The sequence below is a fragment of the Stenotrophomonas capsici genome (assembly GCF_034961085.1).
GTDB classification, from domain to species: Bacteria; Pseudomonadota; Gammaproteobacteria; order Xanthomonadales; family Xanthomonadaceae; genus Stenotrophomonas; species Stenotrophomonas capsici.
The window spans coordinates 38,105-54,409 of record NZ_JAYFUH010000063.1 but is presented as its reverse complement, the minus strand read 5'-3'; the positions used below and the strand labels follow the sequence as shown (position 1 = coordinate 54,409).

Sequence of the window (16,305 nt, the reverse complement as noted above, 5' to 3'; positions counted from 1 at the left end):
GAATGCCGGCAGCACTGCCGATCAGGCAGCGCAGGTTTCGCGGCCAAGGCCGCTCCTGTGGATGGGGCGTTCCTTGCAGGAGCGGCTTCAGTCGCGAAGCACGGTGGGGTTGAAGGGCCGTGTTGCCAGCAACCATGAGGTTGCTGGTCGTACGATTGATCGAGCACCACCAGCCTCGCGGCCGAGGCCGCTCCTACGCAGGATGCATTCCTTGCAGGAACAGCGTGAACCGCCAGGCACGCTAGGGTCGAGGGATGGCTCCCGCGTCATACCAGCGACGCGAGCGGTTGACGATGGCCACCACGGTCAGCATCACCGGTACTTCAATCAACACGCCGACCACGGTCGCCAGCGCGGCGCCGGAGTGCACGCCGAACAGGCTGACCGCTGCGGCGACGGCCAGTTCGAAGAAGTTGCTGGCGCCGATCAATGCCGATGGTCCGGCCACGCAGTGGGCAACACCGAGACGCCGGTTGAGCAGGTAGGCGAGCCCAGCGTTGAAATAAACCTGCAACAGGATGGGCACGGCGAGGATGGCGATGACCAGTGGCTGCTCGATGATCTGCCGGCCCTGGAAGCCGAACAGCAGCACCAGCGTGGCCAGCAGTGCCAGCAGCGATACGGGGGCCAGCCGCTGCAGTACCTGCTGCAGCCTGGGCGGGCCGCCGCGCGCGAGCAGCCAGCGTCGCAGCAACGTGGCCACCGCGACCGGCAGCAGGATGTACAGGGAGACCGAAAGCGCCAGCGTCGCCCATGGCACGGTGATCGATGACAGGCCCAGCAACACGGCCACCAGGGGCGCGAAGGCCAGCACCATGATCGCGTCGTTGAGCGCGACCTGGCTCAGCGTGAAGTTGGCATCGCCCCGGCACAGGTTGCTCCAGACGAACACCATCGCGGTGCACGGCGCGGCCGCCAGCAGGATCAGCCCCGCCATGTAGGAGTCCACCTGCCCAGGTGGCAGCCACGCGGCGAAGATGTGGCGCAGGAACAGACCGCCCAGCAACGCCATCGAGAACGGCTTGACGGCCCAGTTGACGAAGAGGGTGACGCCGATACCCCGCCAGTGCTGGCCCACCTGGCGCATCGCCCCGAAGTCCACCTTCAACAGCATCGGGATGATCATCAGCCAGATCAGCACGGCGACAGGCAGGTTCACGCGCGCCACTTCCAGCGCCCCCAACTGCGCGAATGCCCCGGGGAACATGTGCCCCAGACCGGTGCCAACGGCGATGCACACCGCCACCCACAAAGTCAGGTAGCGCTCGAACAGGCCCAGCCGGGCGGTGCCCTCAGTCATTGTCCCGGCGTCCCGCTTCCGGCTGCACCTGCCCGATGCCATCAAGGGCGTGCTGGAGCTGCAGGCGGTCCTGCCATTGCGTCGCTGGGACGGCAAGCAGCGCCAACAGCCGGGCCTTTACCACGTCATGCGCCAGCGCGAATGCCGCGCGCTTTCCATCGTCGCTGCCTTCCACCGCCGCCGGATCCGGCAGTCCCCAATGGGCACGCAGGAAGTCGCCGAGCACCACCGGACAGGTTTCAGCGGCGGCCGAATCACAGACCGTGATGACCAGGTCCATGCGGGGGGCATCGGGTTGCGTGAACTCGTCCCAGGACTTGCTGCGCAGGCCGGCGGTGGCAATGCCTTCGGCGGACAACTGGGCCAAGGCGAATGGGTTGACCGTGCCGGTGGGCTGGCTACCCGCACTGAATGCGACGAAACGGTTGCCGCCCCAGGCTCGCAGGGTGGCTTCGGCCAGCACACTACGGGCACTGTTGCCGGTGCACAGGAAGAGAACGTTGATGCTCATGGCGTGTCCGTCAGGGAAAGAGTCGGGTTTCAACGGGTGCAGCGGATGGATGCCGGGTGCCGGTCGGCGATGAACGGCCTCGGCTGGGTGTTCAATCCACGGCCAGGTGCTTGTGCATGCAGGTCGCCGAGGCCGGGCAGAGGCTGCGGAACTCGGCGGTGGCCTGGATGGCCGGGGCGACATCGGCCCGCGGCACGGGCTGATAGCCACGCTGCTGGAAGAACGGTGCGGCCGTAGTGGTCAGCAGTGTCAGGCGGCGGACCCCGCGCGCGGCGGCATGTGCCTCCATGGCCTGCAGCAGGCGCCCACCGAGTCCACTGCCGCGTGCACCGGGAGCCACCGCCAACGAACGGAGCAGGCCATCCGGTGGTGCGGCTTCCACGCCGACGACGCCGAGCAGTTGCCCATCCTCCATGGCGACGAGAAAGTCGATCTGTCCCGTTGACAGGTCATCGACCGGCAGCCCGGCGGCGGCAAGCAGCGCCACCAGCCGGGGCAGGTCGGTCGGGTGTGGAGCGCGGATGCAGGCGGGCATGCGGCGCCTCAGCAGCAGGAGTTTGTGGGGGCGGGGGCACAGCGGATGTCGGGCGAGCCGGCGCAACAGTTGTGGGTGAGGTAGGCCATCAACGCGTTCATGGCGGTGTAGTCGGCGCGGTAACAGACATTGCGTCCGACGCTTTCGCTCTGCACCAGGCCTGCATGCAGCAGTTCCTTCAGGTGGAAGGAAAGGGTGGCGTTGGGGACGGCCAGGGATTCGGCGATTTCACCGGCCATGCGGCCGTCGGGGCCGGCCTCCACCAGCAGGCGGAATGCAGCCAGCCGGGTGCCGTGGCCGAGCGCGGTAAGGGCGGCGATTGCCTGATTCGTTTCCATAATTCTAGAATAATGGAATGAATATCGATCAGCAATCCCCAATTGACGTCCTGCCCAACATCAACCTCGATCTGCTGCCGGTGCCGGATGGTGGGTTGCGGGCAGCCTCCGATGGCCTGCATCGGCCACGCATCCTGCTGCTGTACGGCTCGCTGCGCCCGCAATCGTTCAGTCGCAAGCTGGCGCTGGAGGCGGAGCGTGTCCTCCTGCAACTGGGGGCAGAGACGCGCGTCTTTGATCCACACGGGCTGCCGATGCTCGACAGTTGCGACAAGGACCATCCCAAGGTGCGGCAACTGCGGGAGTGGTCGCAGTGGTCCGAAGGCCAGGTATGGGTTTCACCGGAGCGCCACGGCACCCTGACGGGTGTGTTCAAGAACCAGATCGACTGGCTGCCGTTGGAAGAGGGCAGCGTACGTCCTACCCAGGGGCGCACGCTGGCGGTCATGCAGGTATGCGGCGGTTCGCAATCGTTCAATGTGGTCAACGCATTGCGCGTGTTGGGGCGCTGGATGCGCATGGTCACCATCCCCAACCAGTCTTCGGTCCCCAAGGCCTGGCAGGAGTTTGACGATAGCGGGCGCATGCGTCCTTCGCCCTACTACGATCGCGTGGTGGATGTGATGGAGGAGCTGATGAAATTCACGCTGATGGTGCGTGGTCGCAGCGACTACCTGGTTGACCGCTACAGCGAGCGCAAGGGCGCCGTTGAAGCGGCGGCGTTGGCACGGGCGGCAGGCGTGGTGGAGGTGATACAACGCTGACCGACTATTGCGTTGCGGGCCGTTGCCGGCAGTCGGGCTCCACTCGTTCGCGTGCCTGCGCTATTCGGCCTGTGCAGAATCAACCCGAGCGCTGGTGAGTGCGAGGGATAGTTACCGCCCACGAAGCGCGCTCGTTCGCTGAACTAGCGGCGTGGATGGTGCTTGATGCACCGCGTTTGCCACTTGTGATTGCACTATGCCCCCTCAAGGGGCACCGATGCTGGTAGAAGTGCCTGTGATGTCGAAAAAAGCGGCAACGTCGTCGGTTGAAGTGGCATCCATGCCGCGAAAAGCGGCGGTGATGGCGCTTGAACTGAGTTCGCTGCCGGAAAATGCGCCAGTGATGGCGCTTTTTAGGGGGCGGTTGCACCTGAATAGTGCGCCGATTAGGAACTATCCCGCATTCGTAGGAATTGGAGCATCTGCTGCGCTTGTCTGGCTGGTACTGGTGACGCTGCGTGGGTGCACATCCACCGACTGGTGGTGCACGCGTGTAGCAGCGGCCTTGGCCGCGAAGTGGTTGATCGTGCCGCCGCATCAATGCACAACCTCTGTGCCATGAGCAGGGCTTTGGTTTAGACACAGCGTGGCATGGAGGCCACACGAGCTTCGCGCCTGAAGGCGCTCCTGCTGGGGGGCGCGCGATTGGTTATCTGCTTATGCCGCAATGCGCTTTGACGCATTGCAGCAAGCCTCCACTATGACAAGGGAGTGACATCGCCGTTCCGCATGCGTCGCCCAGGGGGGGCGGGCATGGCCCGGATGCGCTGATCGTCTTTGCCATGACCGCTTCCCGGGGAAATCATCCGCATGTCTGTCCTTCGTTCCATGCCGCGCGCCGTGTTGTCCGTTTCCATCGCTGCTTCGCTGGCCCTGCCCGCGCTTGCCTCCGCCCAGGCCACCACCACCGGTTCGGATGTGGTCCGGCTGGACCAGGTCAGCGTGATCGGCAGCCGCACCCAACAGCGCACGGTGCTCGAATCGCCGGTGCCGGTGGACGTGCTCAGTGGTGAGGAAATCCGCAGCAGTGGCTACACCGACATCAGCACGATCCTGCAGTCGCTGTTGCCGTCGTACAACTTCCCGCACCCGACCACGCCCGATGGCAACACGCATATCCGTTCGGCCACGCTGCGTGGCCTGTCGCCCGACCAGACCCTGATCCTGGTCAATGGAAAGCGCCGCCACACCAGTGCCTGGGTCAATACCGGCGGTACCGTGGGCAAGGGCGCGGTCTCCACCGACCTCAATACCATTCCGGTGGCCGCCATCGCGCGCATCGAGGTGCTGCGCGATGGTGCATCGGCCCAGTACGGTTCCGATGCAATCGCTGGCGTGATCAACATCGTGCTGCGCGAGGACGACGGGTTCGAAGGCAGTGCCAGCCACGGCTCGACCAAGGACGGTGGCGGTGACACCACCAAGGTCAGCCTGGGAACCGGCTTCGCCTTCCCCGAGGGCGGTGGCATCCACCTGTCCTGGGACTACCGCAAGCGTGAGGCCGCTGACCGTGCACAGGCCGATACGCGCCAGCAGTACTTCGGTATCGGCACCAATGGGAAGCCGGTGGCGTTGTCGGGCAACTATGGTTCGGGTACCGGCTTGAATCCGATTGGCGGCGCCGCGACCGGCGCGGTTGCCGACCCGCGCGAAGCCAGCATCGACCGCAAGTCGCTGTGGCGCTTCGCCGACAGCGCCGATACCGAGGACAAGACCTTCTTCGCCAACCTGCGCAAGCCGCTGTCGTGGGCCGAGGGCTTGGAGTGGTACGCCTTCGGCGGCTATACCGACAGCCAGGGCAGCTCCAATGCGTCGTTCCGCCGCGCCGGGCAGGTGGAGAACGTCCGCGCCATCTATCCCAATGGCTTCCTGCCGTGGGTGGATACCCGCAGCACCGACCGTTCGTTCGGCACCGGGCTCAAGGGCCTGGCCGGAAATTGGCACTGGGACCTGAGCACCGTCTACGGGCGGAACTCGCTGGAGTACCGCACCCGCAATACGCTCAACGCCACGTTGGGCGCCGCCAGCCCTACCGCGTTCTACAACGGCGCGCTGAAGGCTTCGCAGTGGACCACCAACCTTGATGCCAACAACAGCTTCGACGTGGGTTGGCATGCCCCCCTGCGTTTGGCCGTGGGCGCGGAGTACCGTCGCGATAGCTACGGCATCCGTCCGGGCGAGGAAGCCTCCTACATCTGGGGGCCGGCACGGGTGCTGGACGGCCCCTCGGCCGGTGCCGTGCCGACCATCGGCTCGCAGGGCTTTGCCGGCATCCAGCCGGGCGACGCCGGCAACTACAGCCGGCATAACGTTTCGGCCTACGCCGAGGCCGAGACTGACCTGACCGATCGCCTGCTGGTGTCCTTGGCGGGCCGCTGGGAGGACTACAGCGACTTCGGCTCCACCGCCAACGGCAAGCTGGCGCTGCGTTACGAACTGGTTGACGGGCTGGCGTTCCGGGCATCGGCCAGCACCGGCTTCCATGCGCCGGCCCTGGCCCAGCAGTACTTCAGTTCGACCAGCAGCCGCACCCTCAACAACGTCACTACGGGCCTGCCGGAGTACGTGCTGGTGCGTACTGCGCCGGTGGACTCGGTGGAGGCGCGTGCACTGGGTGCGCGTGCGTTGAAGCCGGAGAAGGCCACCAACCTTACCGCCGGCTTTACCTGGGGCGTCGGCGGACTCAGCGCGTCGCTGGACGTGTACCGCATCGATATCGATGATCGCATCTTCCTGTCCAGCAACTTCGTGGACAGTGCCGGCTCCTCGGCAATCCGCGACTACCTGGCCAAGCTCGGCTCGCCGGGTGTCACCAGCGTGCGTTACTTCAGCAACGCTGCCGACACCCGCACCACGGGCGTCGACGCGTCGGCACGTTACCTGTGGGAACTGGGCGAGGCCGGCAAGCTGACCGCCACGTTGGGCTACAACCGCAACAAGACCGAGCTGACCCGCGTGTCCTCCACGCCGGCCGAATTGCTCGCACTGGGGGTGAAGACGCCGCTGTTCGACGTGACCGAACGCACCCGCGTGGAGAAGGGCCAGCCGCGCGACAACCTGACCCTGGCCTTGGGCTGGGACGTGGGCCGTTGGTCGCTGCATCTGGGCACGCACCGCTATGGACGCATCGAGCAGATCGCGGCGACCAACCAGAGCGCGGCCAACATCGCCGAGTTCGCCAAGGGCTCGACGCACTTCCGCACCTTGCCCACCGAGGCGGGGACGGTTGGCAACTACGACGTGATCCAGCGGCTGGAGGCCAAGTGGATCACCGATGCGGATGTAAGCTTCCGCATCAGTGACCACATCAGCCTGACCCTGGGAGCGGACAACGTGTTCAATACCTACCCCACCCGCAGCATCGAGACCACCGCCCGGGTGTCCGGCGCAGATACGTTTGGCGTGTTCCCGTACAGCGAGTTGTCGCCGTTCGGCTGGAGCGGTGCGTACTACTACGGACGCCTGCAGGTGAAGTTCTGATGGCGGGCGAACAGGGCTTCGATCCCGGGCGCCGGGCCTGGCTGGCACGTGGGGCGACGGCGGCGGTTGCGGCGCCGTTGGCCACGTTGCTGCCGCTGGCATCGGGCAGCGCGGTGGCGAAGGCGCCATCGCCAAAGGCAAGCAATGGCCCGATCCGGCTGGATCTCAACGAAAGCAGCTATGGTCCTTCGCCCAAGGTGGCTGCGGCGATCGCGCAGGCGCTGCCGTTGGCACCGCGCTATGTCAGTGTGGAACAGGGCGATGCGCTTGCGGCACAGATCGCCGCGCTGGAAGGCGTGGCACCGGAGCAGGTGATCATCGGCGAGGTGCTGGAGCCGTTGGGTCAGCATCTGGCCTTGGCCGGTGGTGGCGGCAGCTTCGTGTATTCGGTGCCCGGCTATGACGCGCTGGTAAAGGCCGCCGCCCCGTTTGGCGGCAAGGCCATCGAGGTGCCGCTCGATGCCGGGCTGTACAACGACCTGCCGGCGTTGCTGGCGGCGATCCAGCCCGATACGCGGGCCTTGTTCGTGGTCAACCCGCACAATCCTTCCGGAACGATCAGCCCGGCGGCGGCCTTCGATGCGTTCGTCGAGGCCGCGTCCGCGCGCACGTTGGTGATCGTCGATGAGGCCTATCTCGACTACCAGCCCGATGCGGCGGCCCGCAGCGCGGTGCGTCACCTGCACCAGGGCCGGAACGTGGCGGTGTTCCGCACGCTGGGCAAGATCCACGCATTGGCCGGTCTGCAGGTCGGTTATGCGTTGGTGCCACGCGACCTGGCCGATGCGCTGCGCACCCGTGGTGTCGGCGGCAGTCATGGCTTCAACCAGTTGTCGATCGCGGCCGCGTCGGCCAGCCTCGCCGATCCGGCCTACATCGCGGGTGTGCGCGAGCGCGTGGCCCGCGAGCGCACCACATGGCTGGCGCTGCTGCGTGAGCGTGGTTGGCGCTATGCCGAGCCGGCGGGCAATTTCCTGTTCATCAATACCGCCCGTCCGCATGCCGAGGTGGCGGCAGGCCTACTGGCGCACGGTATCCGCATCGGTCGTAGCTTCGCGCCGTACGACAACTGGGTCCGCATTACCATCGGCACGCAGGCGGAGAACGTGCAGGCCCGTGCAGCGCTGGTCGCAGTGCTCGCTTGAGACCGCGAGCAGTCAAGTACCTGGGGCAAGCCGGGCGCTCGACGCATCGCGTGTCAGGGGGCTTCCGGCCCGGTGGCAGGGCTACCGTCGCCTTGCGCGTCGGCGCCGCCGCCCAGCACCTTGTACAGCGTCACCCGGTTGTTGGCTTCGGACAGCTGCAGGGTGATCTGCGCCTGCCGGGCGCTGTACAGCGAACGTTGCGCGTCCAACGCTTCGAGGTAGCTGTCCACGCCGGTGCGGTAGCGGGTGTCGGCGAGGGTGAAGCCGCGCTGGTTGGCCGCGACCAGTGCGCGCTGTGCCTCCAGTTGTTCATCGAGGTTGGCGCGGGCGACCAGGGCATCGGCGACTTCGGCGAAGGCGCTCTGGATGCTCTTCTCGTAGCGGGCAACCTCGATGTGCCTGCCGAGCGTGGCGACGTCCAGCTCGGCCTTGAGCGCACCGGCATGGAAGATCGGGATGCTGATGCTGGGGACGAACGACCAGGTGCGCTGGCCCCCGCTGAACAGCGAGGACAGCGCGTCACTGCTGCGGCCGGTGTTGGCGGTGAGCGCGATGCTGGGGAAGAAGGCGGCACGTGCCGCACCGATGTTGGCATTGGCCGCCTTCAGGGCGTGCTCGGCGGCCAGCACGTCGGGCCGGTCCAGCAGTACCCGTGAATCCAGACCCGACCGAATCGGTGCCAGCGCCACGGCGCTGTCCAGTGCTTCGCTGGACGGCAGCAAGGGGTCTTCCAGGCGGGTGCCGACCAACAGCTCCAATGCAGTGCGGTCCTGTGCCAGCTGCACGGTATAGCTGGCCACGTCCGTGCGCGCGCTGTGCACGCTGGCCTCGACCTGCGACAGATCCAGCCCGGAGACGATGCCCTGTGCATGACGCTCCTGGGCCAGGGCCAGTGTCTGTTGCTGGTTGTGCAGGGTCTGCCGGGCCAGCTCAAGCCGTTGCTGGTCGGCGCAAAGCGTCAACCATGCGCTCGCCACCTCGGCAACCAGCGTCAGGCGGGTACCGCGCTGGGTTTCCGTGGTGGCCAACCAGTTCTCCAGGGCCTGGTCCTTGAGGCTACGGACGCGGCCGAACAGATCCAGCTCCCAACTGGCAATGCCGACCTCGGCGCTGGCACTGCGGCTGACGCCGCTTTGTCCCGAGGCGTCGGTGCCGCGACTGCGTGACTGTGCGGCGGATGCATCGATCGACGGCAACGATGCAGCCCGCTGGATCCGGTACTGGGCACGCTGCGTTTCGATGTTGAGCAGGGCGATGCGCAGATCGCGGTTGTTCTCCAGCGCCAGTGCGATCACCTGCTGCAGGCGGGTGTCCAGGAACACCTGCCGCCACGGCAGGTCGGCCACGGCGCCCGCGTCACTGGCAATGGCGGGAACACCCGCGGGAAGGGTGTCGCTGACCGGTGCGGCCGGCCGCGTGTAGCGCGGTGCCATGCTGGTGCATCCAGCCAGTGCAAGCAGGCAGGCTGCCAGCAGCATGGAGTGGCGCGGTCCGGGCGGGGGACAGGTTCGGATCACGACGGATTCTCCACTTCGGTCGCCTGCGGACGTGCCTTGCGCGGCGAGAGGGTACGCACGATCACGTAGAACAGCGGGACGAAGAAGATGCCCAGCGCGGTGGAGGCGAGCGTGCCGCCGAACACGCCGGTGCCCAGCGAATGGCGACCGGCCGACCCCGCGCCGCTGCTGACCACCAGCGGCAGCACGCCGAGCAGGAAGGCCAACGAGGTCATCAGGATCGGACGCAGGCGCATGCGCGCGGCATGCAGCACCGCCTGCAACAATGATTGGCCCTGTTCTTCCAGTTCCTTGGCGAACTCCACGATCAGGATGCCGTTCTTGGCGGCCAGGCCGACGGTGGTCAACAGGCCAACCTGGAAGTACACGTCGTTCTCCAGCCCGCGCAGGCTGGTGAGCAGCAGCGCGCCCACCACGCCGATCGGAACGGCCAACATCACCGACAACGGCACCGACCAGCTTTCATACAGGGCGGCCAGGCACAGGAACACGAACAGCAGCGAGACGCCGTACAGCAAGGGTGCCTGGTTGCCGGCCAGGCGTTCCTGGTAGGACATCCCCGACCAGGAGAAGCCCATGCCCGTCGGCAACGTCGCGGCAAGCCGTTCCATCGTCTCCATGGCCGTGCCCGAACTGGTGCCGGCATTGGCTTCGCCACTGATCTCCATCGAGCCGCTGCCGTTGAAGCGGGTCAGTGTCGCCGGCGCGAAATCCCACGAGGAGGTGGAGAAGGCGGAGAACGCCACCATCTGGCCATCGCTGTTGCGCACCGACCAGCGGCCGACGTCGGCCGGCAGCATGCGCGCGGAGGCCTCGCCCTGTACGTAGACCTTCTTCACCCGGCCGCGGTTGATGAAATCGTTGACGTAGGTGCCGCCCAAGGCGGTGGAGAGGGTGTTGTTGATGTCGCTGGTGGCCAGGTCCAGCGCGCCGGCCTTGGCATCGTCGATCTCCACCTTGAAGCTGGGCGCATCGTCGACCGCCGTATAGCGCACCTTGGCCAGGGCGGATTCCTGGCCGGCGCTGCCGAGCAGCTGGTCGCGGGCGGCGACCAACGCTTCATGGCCGGCGCCGCCCAGGTCCTGCAACTGGAAGGTGAAGCCGCCGGTCTGGCCCATGCCGGGAATGCCGGACGGGGTTACCGCGAAGATCTGGGCATCGGGGATGCGGGACATGGCCTGGGTGATGCGTACGCCCACCTCCTGTGCGCTGGCCTCGCGCAACGACCAGTCCTTCAGGCGGATGTAGGCCTGTGCCGAGTTCTGCGCGCTGTTGCCGCCACCACCACCGGAGCCGGCGTTGGCCATGATGGTCGAAACCTCCGGCTGCTCGAGCGCATAGGCGGTGAGCTGGTCCATCACGGCCTGGGTGCGCTGCATGGTGGTGCCCGAGGGCAGCTTGACCTGCACGATCAGGGTGCCCTGGTCCTCGGCGGGAAGGAACGAGGTGGGCAGGCGCCAGAACAGCAGGCCCATCACCAGCAACAGCACGGCATAGCAGGCCACGCCCAGCGAACGGCGGCCGAGCAGGCGCTGCACGCCGTGCTGGTAACGTTCGGCGCTGGCGTCGAAGCGCCGGTTGAAGCCGGCGAAGAAGCGGCCCAGGCGACCGCGGTGCAAGGCGTGGCCGTCCGGGCCGGGCGCGACCAGCAGGCTTGCACACATGGCCGGCGTCAAGGTCATGGCCACCAGCACCGAGAGGATCATCGCCGAGGCGATGGTCACCGAGAACTGGCGGTAGATCATGCCGGTGGAGCCGCCAAAGAACGCCATGGGCAGAAACACCGCCGTCAGCACCAGCGCGATGCCGACCAGTGCGCCGGTGATCTGCTGCATCGATTTGCGGGAGGCCTCGCGCGCGGACAGGTGTTCGGTGGCCATCACGCGCTCGACGTTCTCCACCACCACGATGGCATCGTCCACCAGCAGGCCGATGGCCAGCACCATCGCGAACATGGTCAGGGTGTTGATCGAATAGCCCAGCAGGGACAGCACGCCGAAGGTGCCCATCAGCACCACCGGCACCGCGACCGCGGGGATCAGCGTCGCCCGCCAGCTCTGCAGGAACAGGTACATGATCAGCACCACCAGCACGATGGCCTCGATCAGGGTCTTGACCACTTCTTCGATGGAGATGCGCACGAACGGCGTGGTATCCATCGCCACCTGGTACTGCAGCCCGGTGGGGAAGAACGGCTTGAGCTGCTGCAGGCGGGCCTGCACCGCGTCGGCCACCTGCAGTGCGTTGGCACCGCTGGCCAGCTCGATACCCATGCCGGCGGCGGGCTTGCCGTTGAAGGTGGACATGACGTTGTAGCTCTCCCCGCCCAGCTCGACGGTGGCCACGTCGGAGAGGTGCACGACCGCACCGCTGGGATCGGACTTGATCACCACCTGGCGGAACTGCTCGGGGGTCTGCAGCCGGCTGCGCGCGGTCACGGTGACGTTCAGGCCCTGGTCGTCCACGGCGGGCAGGGCGCCGAGCTGGCCGGACGACACATCGGCGTTCTGCGCGCTGATCGCATTGCTGACGTCCGACGGCATCAGCGAATAGGTGCGCAGCTTCTCCGGGTCCAGCCAGATCCGCATTGCGTACTGGGCTCCCATCACCTGCACGTTGCCCACGCCGGAGACACGGCTGATCGGGTCCTGCACCGAGGAGACCATGTAGTCGGCGATGTCGTTCTTCTGCATCGAGCCGTCGGCCGAGCTGAAGGCCACCACCATGAAGATGTTGCCGGAGGACTTGGTGACGGTGACGCCGGTGTTCTTGACCGCATCAGGCAGCTTGGATTCGGCCTGTTGGAGCTTGTTCTGCACCTGCATCTGCGCGGTGTCGGCATTGGTGCCGGACTCGAAGGTCAGGGTGATCTGCGCGCCGCCGGAGGAACTGCTGCTGGAGGACATGTACATCAGGTTGTCCAACCCGGTCATCTGCTGCTCGATGACCTGGGTGACGGCGTTCTCCACGGTCTGTGCGGAGGCGCCGGTGTAGTTGGCACGGATGGAGACCGACGGCGGGGCGATGTCCGGGTACTGCTCCAGCGGCAGCGAGAACACCGCCAGCGTGCCGGCCAGGGTGATGACGATGGCGATGACCCACGCGAAGATCGGCCGGTCGATGAAGAAACGTGCCATGGCCGATCCTTACTTGGTGCCGGGAGTGGCGGTGGCGGGGTCAGCCGCGGCGGCGTTGGCGGCCTGCACCTTGACCGTCTGCCCGGCGCTGGCCTTGCTGCCATTGGCCACGATCAGCCGCTGCCCGGCGTTCAACCCCGCGGTGACCACCCATTGGTTGCGGACGGCATCGCCCAGCGTCACCACCTGCTCGACCACCTTGTCGCCTTCGCCCACCAGCTTGACGGTGGCTTCCCCCTTCGTATTGCGGGTGACCGCGCTCTGCGGCACGAGGATGGCCTTGTCATTGATGGCCATCGGCAGCACCGCGCGCACGTACATGCCGGGCAGCAGCAGGCCGTCGGGATTGGGCAGCACCGCGCGCAGGGTGACGTTGCCGGTGCCGGTGTCCACGGCGGTGCCCACGAACTCGAGGGTGCCGGTGTGCGCGTAGGTACTGCCGTCCTCCAGGGTGACGCTGACCTGTGCCTTGCCGTCCACGGACTGCAGCGCGCCGGAGGCCAGCTGCCTGCGCAGCGCCAGCAGCTGGGCACTGGTATGGCTGACGTCCACGTAGATCGGATCCAGCTGCTGGATGGTGGTCAGTGCGGTGGTCTGGCCCGCGGTGACCAGGGCACCGGGGGTATAGGTGGAGGTGGAGATGCGGCCGTTGATGGGGGCGGTGATGCGGGTGTAGTCCAGGTTGATGCGCGCGCTCTGCAGCCCGGCGCGCGCGGCCACCACCGCCGCCTCGGCCTGGCGCAGCGCGGCCAGGGCATCGTCGCCGTCCTGCCTGCTGACCGCATCGGCCTTGACCAGGCTTTCATAACGTTCGGCCTTGGGGCGCGCAGAGAGTACCGCCGCTTCGGCCTGGGCCAGGGTGCCGCGCGCGTTGTCGTAGGCTGCCTGGTAACTGGCCGGGTCGATCTGGTAGAGCACCTGGCCGGCTTTCACCTGCTCGCCCTCGGTGAACAGCCGCTTCTGGATGATGCCGCCCACCTGCGGGCGTACGTCCGAGGTCATGAACGCCACCGTCCGGCCCGGCAACGTCTGCTCCATGGCCATTCGCTGGACAGTGACCGGCTGTACCGAGACGGTCACCTCGCGGGAGGGCATCTCCTGCTTGGACGAACAGGCCGTGAGCACGCCGCAGACCAGCAGGGCCAACGGAACCAGGGCAGTGCGGGGTGGAACAGCAGCGGGCATGGGGGGCACTCGGTGGTTTCCAGGTGACGCCAGCCTGCGAGGCAAATGTGCAGCAAATATGGAGATTGATGGCGCGGGCTTGCATCGCGGCGGCAGGGCGCCGCTAATGGGGCCATCCCGTCACGGCCCGTCCACATCCGCGCACCATGAAATTCGGAATCGCCGCCAAGATCTTCTGCGCCATGCTGTTGATGTGCGCAGTCGCCTTGCTGGTCAATGGCATGGCCGGCAAATGGCTGTTCGAAAGGGGCTTCCTGGGCTACCTCAATGGCCAGGGCATCGGCCGCATGGAACTGCTGTTGCCGCGCCTGCAGGCTGAGTACGCCGAACATGGCAGTTGGGAGTTCGTGCGCGGCCAGCGCAAGGTCTGGCTGCGGCTGATCCGTCCCCACGTGGGCGACCCGGTAGCCGACGAAGCCTTGCTGAGTGCGCCACCGGTGTCGGACCAGACCGGTGCGGTGGCCCGCTTCGCGTTGCTTGATGCGCAGGGCCAACGGGTAATCGGCAACGCCGACGTCGATGGCAGTGCGATCCGCCGCCCGATCGTGGTGGAAGGCCATACCGTGGGCTGGCTGGCGATGGTGCCGTTCCAGAAGATATTGGCGCGCAACGAGCAGCGCTTCATGGAGGCGCAGGTGCGGCGCTGGTGGGCGATCAGCATCGTCGCGGTGCTGGTCGCCGGTACGTCGGCGTGGCTGTTGACCCGGCCCCTGCGCAAGCGCATCCAGGGCATGGGGGCGGCGACCCACCGGTTGGCCGGCGGGGACTACGCCACACGCATCGTGCCCGGCGCCGACGATGAGTTGGGGCGGCTGGCGCAGGACTTCAACCGCATGGCCGGCGCGCTGGAGAACAGCGAGCGGAACCGGCGTGAGTTCATGGCCGACATCTCGCACGAGCTGCGCACGCCGTTGTCGGTGCTGCGTGCGGAACTGGAGGCCATCCAGGACGGCATCCGGCCGATGAGCGCGGCGACGCTGGCACCACTGCAGGGCGAAGTGCGGCAGCTGGGCAAGCTCATCGACGACCTGCACGAGCTGGCGTTGACCCAGTCCGGCGAGCTGGCTTACGAACATGTGCCGCTGGACCTGGATGCGGTGCTGCGCGCGACGGTGGAAGGCATGCGCTCCCGCTTCCACGACGCGGGGTTGGCGCTGGTCGTGTCATCCGCGCCCGGCCCGCTGCCGGTGCAGGGGGATGAACGGCGCCTGCAGCAGTTGTTCGCCAACCTGCTGGAGAACGCGTTGCGTTACACCGACCGCGGCGGCAGCGTCGCGGTACATGCGTTGCGCGATGAACGGCACGTGCGGATAAGCATCGAGGACAGTGCGCCGGGCGTGGACGAGGACAAGCGTGGGCGCCTGTTCGAGCGGTTCTACCGGGTGGATGCCTCGCGCAATCGCGCCAGTGGCGGCAGCGGGCTGGGTCTGGCGATCTGCCGCAACATCGTGTTGGCCCATGGCGGCGCCATCCACGCCGAAGCGTCCGCGCTCGGTGGGCTGGCCATCGTGGTGGAACTGCCACTGCACGCATGAACACATCCATCGACGCCGCCATTGAAGTGCTCGTGGTCGAGGACGAACCGCGCCTGGCGGCGGTGCTGCGCGACTACCTGCACGCAGCCGGCTACCGCAGTGACTGGGTGGCCGACGGCAACCAGGTGATGGCCGCCTTCCACGCACGCCGGCCCGCCCTGGTGTTGCTGGACATCATGCTGCCGGGGCGTGATGGCGTGGAGTTGTGCCGTGCCATCCGCGCGGAGAGTGATGTGCCGGTGATCATGGTGACCGCGCGGGTGGAGGAGATCGATCGCCTGCTCGGGCTGGAGGTCGGTGCCGACGACTACGTGTGCAAGCCGTTCAGTCCCAAGGAAGTCGTGGCGCGGGTGGGGACGGTGTTGCGCCGCTACCGCCACGGCCAGACGGAGCCTCGGCAAGCGGGCCTGGTCATCGATGAAACCGGCAATCGCGCTTTCCTGCATGGCCGCGTGCTGGACCTGACGGCGGTCGAGTTCCGTCTGTTGCGCACCTTGCTGGGTAGCCCGGGCCGGGTGTGGTCACGTGAGCAACTGCTCAACCATCTGTACAGCGACCACCGGGTGGTGACCGACCGCACCGTGGACAGCCATGTGCGCAACCTTCGTCGCCGGCTGCGCGAGGCCGGCATGCAGGGGGACGGTGTGCGTTCGATCTACGGGGTGGGCTACAGCTTCGAACTGCCGTCCAGGGAGCCTGATCCCCGGTCCTGATCGCACGGGCGGTTGCGGTGTCCTGCCGTGGATTGCGTGGGTCCATCGGCCTGTGTGGCGGTAGGACGCCCCGCGCCTTGGCGTCGGGGGCGGCGATGCGTGCCCGTGCCACTGCCTACGCCGGAGCGGGGTGGCTCTGAATGCA

At 66.9% G+C, this 16,305-nt stretch carries 13 protein-coding genes; 6 read left to right on the top strand and 7 right to left on the bottom strand.

The features are described 5' to 3' along the window. Window positions 1-241 precede the first annotated feature (241 nt). The 4 genes from arsB to VA603_RS05195 form a co-directional block, all read right to left on the bottom strand. Entirely contained in the window at window positions 242-1,279 is a 1,038-nt protein-coding gene (arsB, locus tag VA603_RS05210) for an ACR3 family arsenite efflux transporter (RefSeq protein WP_207911848.1), read from the bottom strand. Window positions 1,280-1,292: 13 nt separating this feature from the next. Continuing rightward, the gene (locus VA603_RS05205) at window positions 1,293-1,811 is read right to left on the bottom strand and encodes an arsenate reductase ArsC (protein ID WP_323438151.1); all 519 of its coding nucleotides are present in this window, start codon (window positions 1,809-1,811) and stop codon (window positions 1,293-1,295) included. Between the two features lie 91 nt (window positions 1,812-1,902). After that, on the bottom strand, window positions 1,903-2,346 hold the full coding sequence (gene arsN2 / locus VA603_RS05200) for an arsenic resistance N-acetyltransferase ArsN2 (RefSeq protein ID WP_323438150.1): 444 nt from the start codon (window positions 2,344-2,346) through the stop codon (window positions 1,903-1,905). 8 nt (window positions 2,347-2,354) lie between these two features. Next, window positions 2,355-2,684, bottom strand: coding sequence for an ArsR/SmtB family transcription factor (locus VA603_RS05195; protein ID WP_323438172.1), 330 nt, complete (start codon window positions 2,682-2,684; stop codon window positions 2,355-2,357). A 17-nt stretch (window positions 2,685-2,701) separates the two neighbouring features. Here VA603_RS05195 and arsH point away from each other — a divergent pair, with 17 nt between their 5' ends. The 4 genes from arsH to VA603_RS05175 all read left to right on the top strand — a co-directional run bounded on the left by arsH (window position 2,702) and on the right by VA603_RS05175 (window position 8,073). After that, on the top strand, window positions 2,702-3,448 hold the full coding sequence (gene arsH, locus VA603_RS05190) for an arsenical resistance protein ArsH (protein WP_323438149.1): 747 nt from the start codon (window positions 2,702-2,704) through the stop codon (window positions 3,446-3,448). A gap of 217 nt (window positions 3,449-3,665) precedes the next feature. Next, window positions 3,666-4,010 (top strand): hypothetical protein, encoded by a 345-nt coding sequence (locus tag VA603_RS05185; RefSeq protein ID WP_132864638.1) that lies wholly within the window; start codon window positions 3,666-3,668, stop codon window positions 4,008-4,010. A 248-nt stretch (window positions 4,011-4,258) separates the two neighbouring features. Further along, window positions 4,259-6,928: a TonB-dependent receptor plug domain-containing protein gene (locus VA603_RS05180; RefSeq protein WP_323438148.1), complete on the top strand. Its 2,670-nt coding sequence runs from the start codon at window positions 4,259-4,261 to the stop codon at window positions 6,926-6,928. After that, window positions 6,928-8,073: a pyridoxal phosphate-dependent aminotransferase gene (locus VA603_RS05175; protein ID WP_323438147.1), complete on the top strand. Its 1,146-nt coding sequence runs from the start codon at window positions 6,928-6,930 to the stop codon at window positions 8,071-8,073. Before VA603_RS05180 ends, VA603_RS05175 begins: the two co-directional genes overlap by 1 nt. Window positions 8,074-8,126: 53 nt before the next feature. On the opposite strand, the gene VA603_RS05170 is transcribed toward VA603_RS05175, so the two are convergent. The 3 genes from VA603_RS05170 to VA603_RS05160 are packed head-to-tail and all read right to left on the bottom strand — an operon-like array spanning window position 8,127 to window position 13,912. Next, a complete protein-coding gene (locus VA603_RS05170; RefSeq protein WP_323438146.1) occupies window positions 8,127-9,551 on the bottom strand; it encodes an efflux transporter outer membrane subunit in 1,425 nt (474 codons plus the stop codon). Between the two features lie 35 nt (window positions 9,552-9,586). Continuing rightward, on the bottom strand, window positions 9,587-12,727 hold the full coding sequence (locus tag VA603_RS05165) for an efflux RND transporter permease subunit (RefSeq protein ID WP_323438145.1): 3,141 nt from the start codon (window positions 12,725-12,727) through the stop codon (window positions 9,587-9,589). 9 nt (window positions 12,728-12,736) lie between these two features. Next, on the bottom strand, window positions 12,737-13,912 hold the full coding sequence (locus tag VA603_RS05160; protein ID WP_425603663.1) for an efflux RND transporter periplasmic adaptor subunit: 1,176 nt from the start codon (window positions 13,910-13,912) through the stop codon (window positions 12,737-12,739). A gap of 146 nt (window positions 13,913-14,058) precedes the next feature. Between VA603_RS05160 and baeS the strand changes: the two genes are divergently transcribed. Both baeS and VA603_RS05150 read left to right on the top strand, forming a co-directional pair. Continuing rightward, complete coding sequence (gene baeS, locus VA603_RS05155; protein ID WP_323438144.1) at window positions 14,059-15,447, top strand: sensor histidine kinase efflux regulator BaeS; 1,389 nt, start codon at window positions 14,059-14,061, stop codon at window positions 15,445-15,447. Further along, window positions 15,444-16,160 (top strand): response regulator, encoded by a 717-nt coding sequence (locus VA603_RS05150; protein WP_132864631.1) that lies wholly within the window; start codon window positions 15,444-15,446, stop codon window positions 16,158-16,160. Before baeS ends, VA603_RS05150 begins: the two co-directional genes overlap by 4 nt. The last annotated feature ends 145 nt before the right edge of the window (window positions 16,161-16,305 follow it).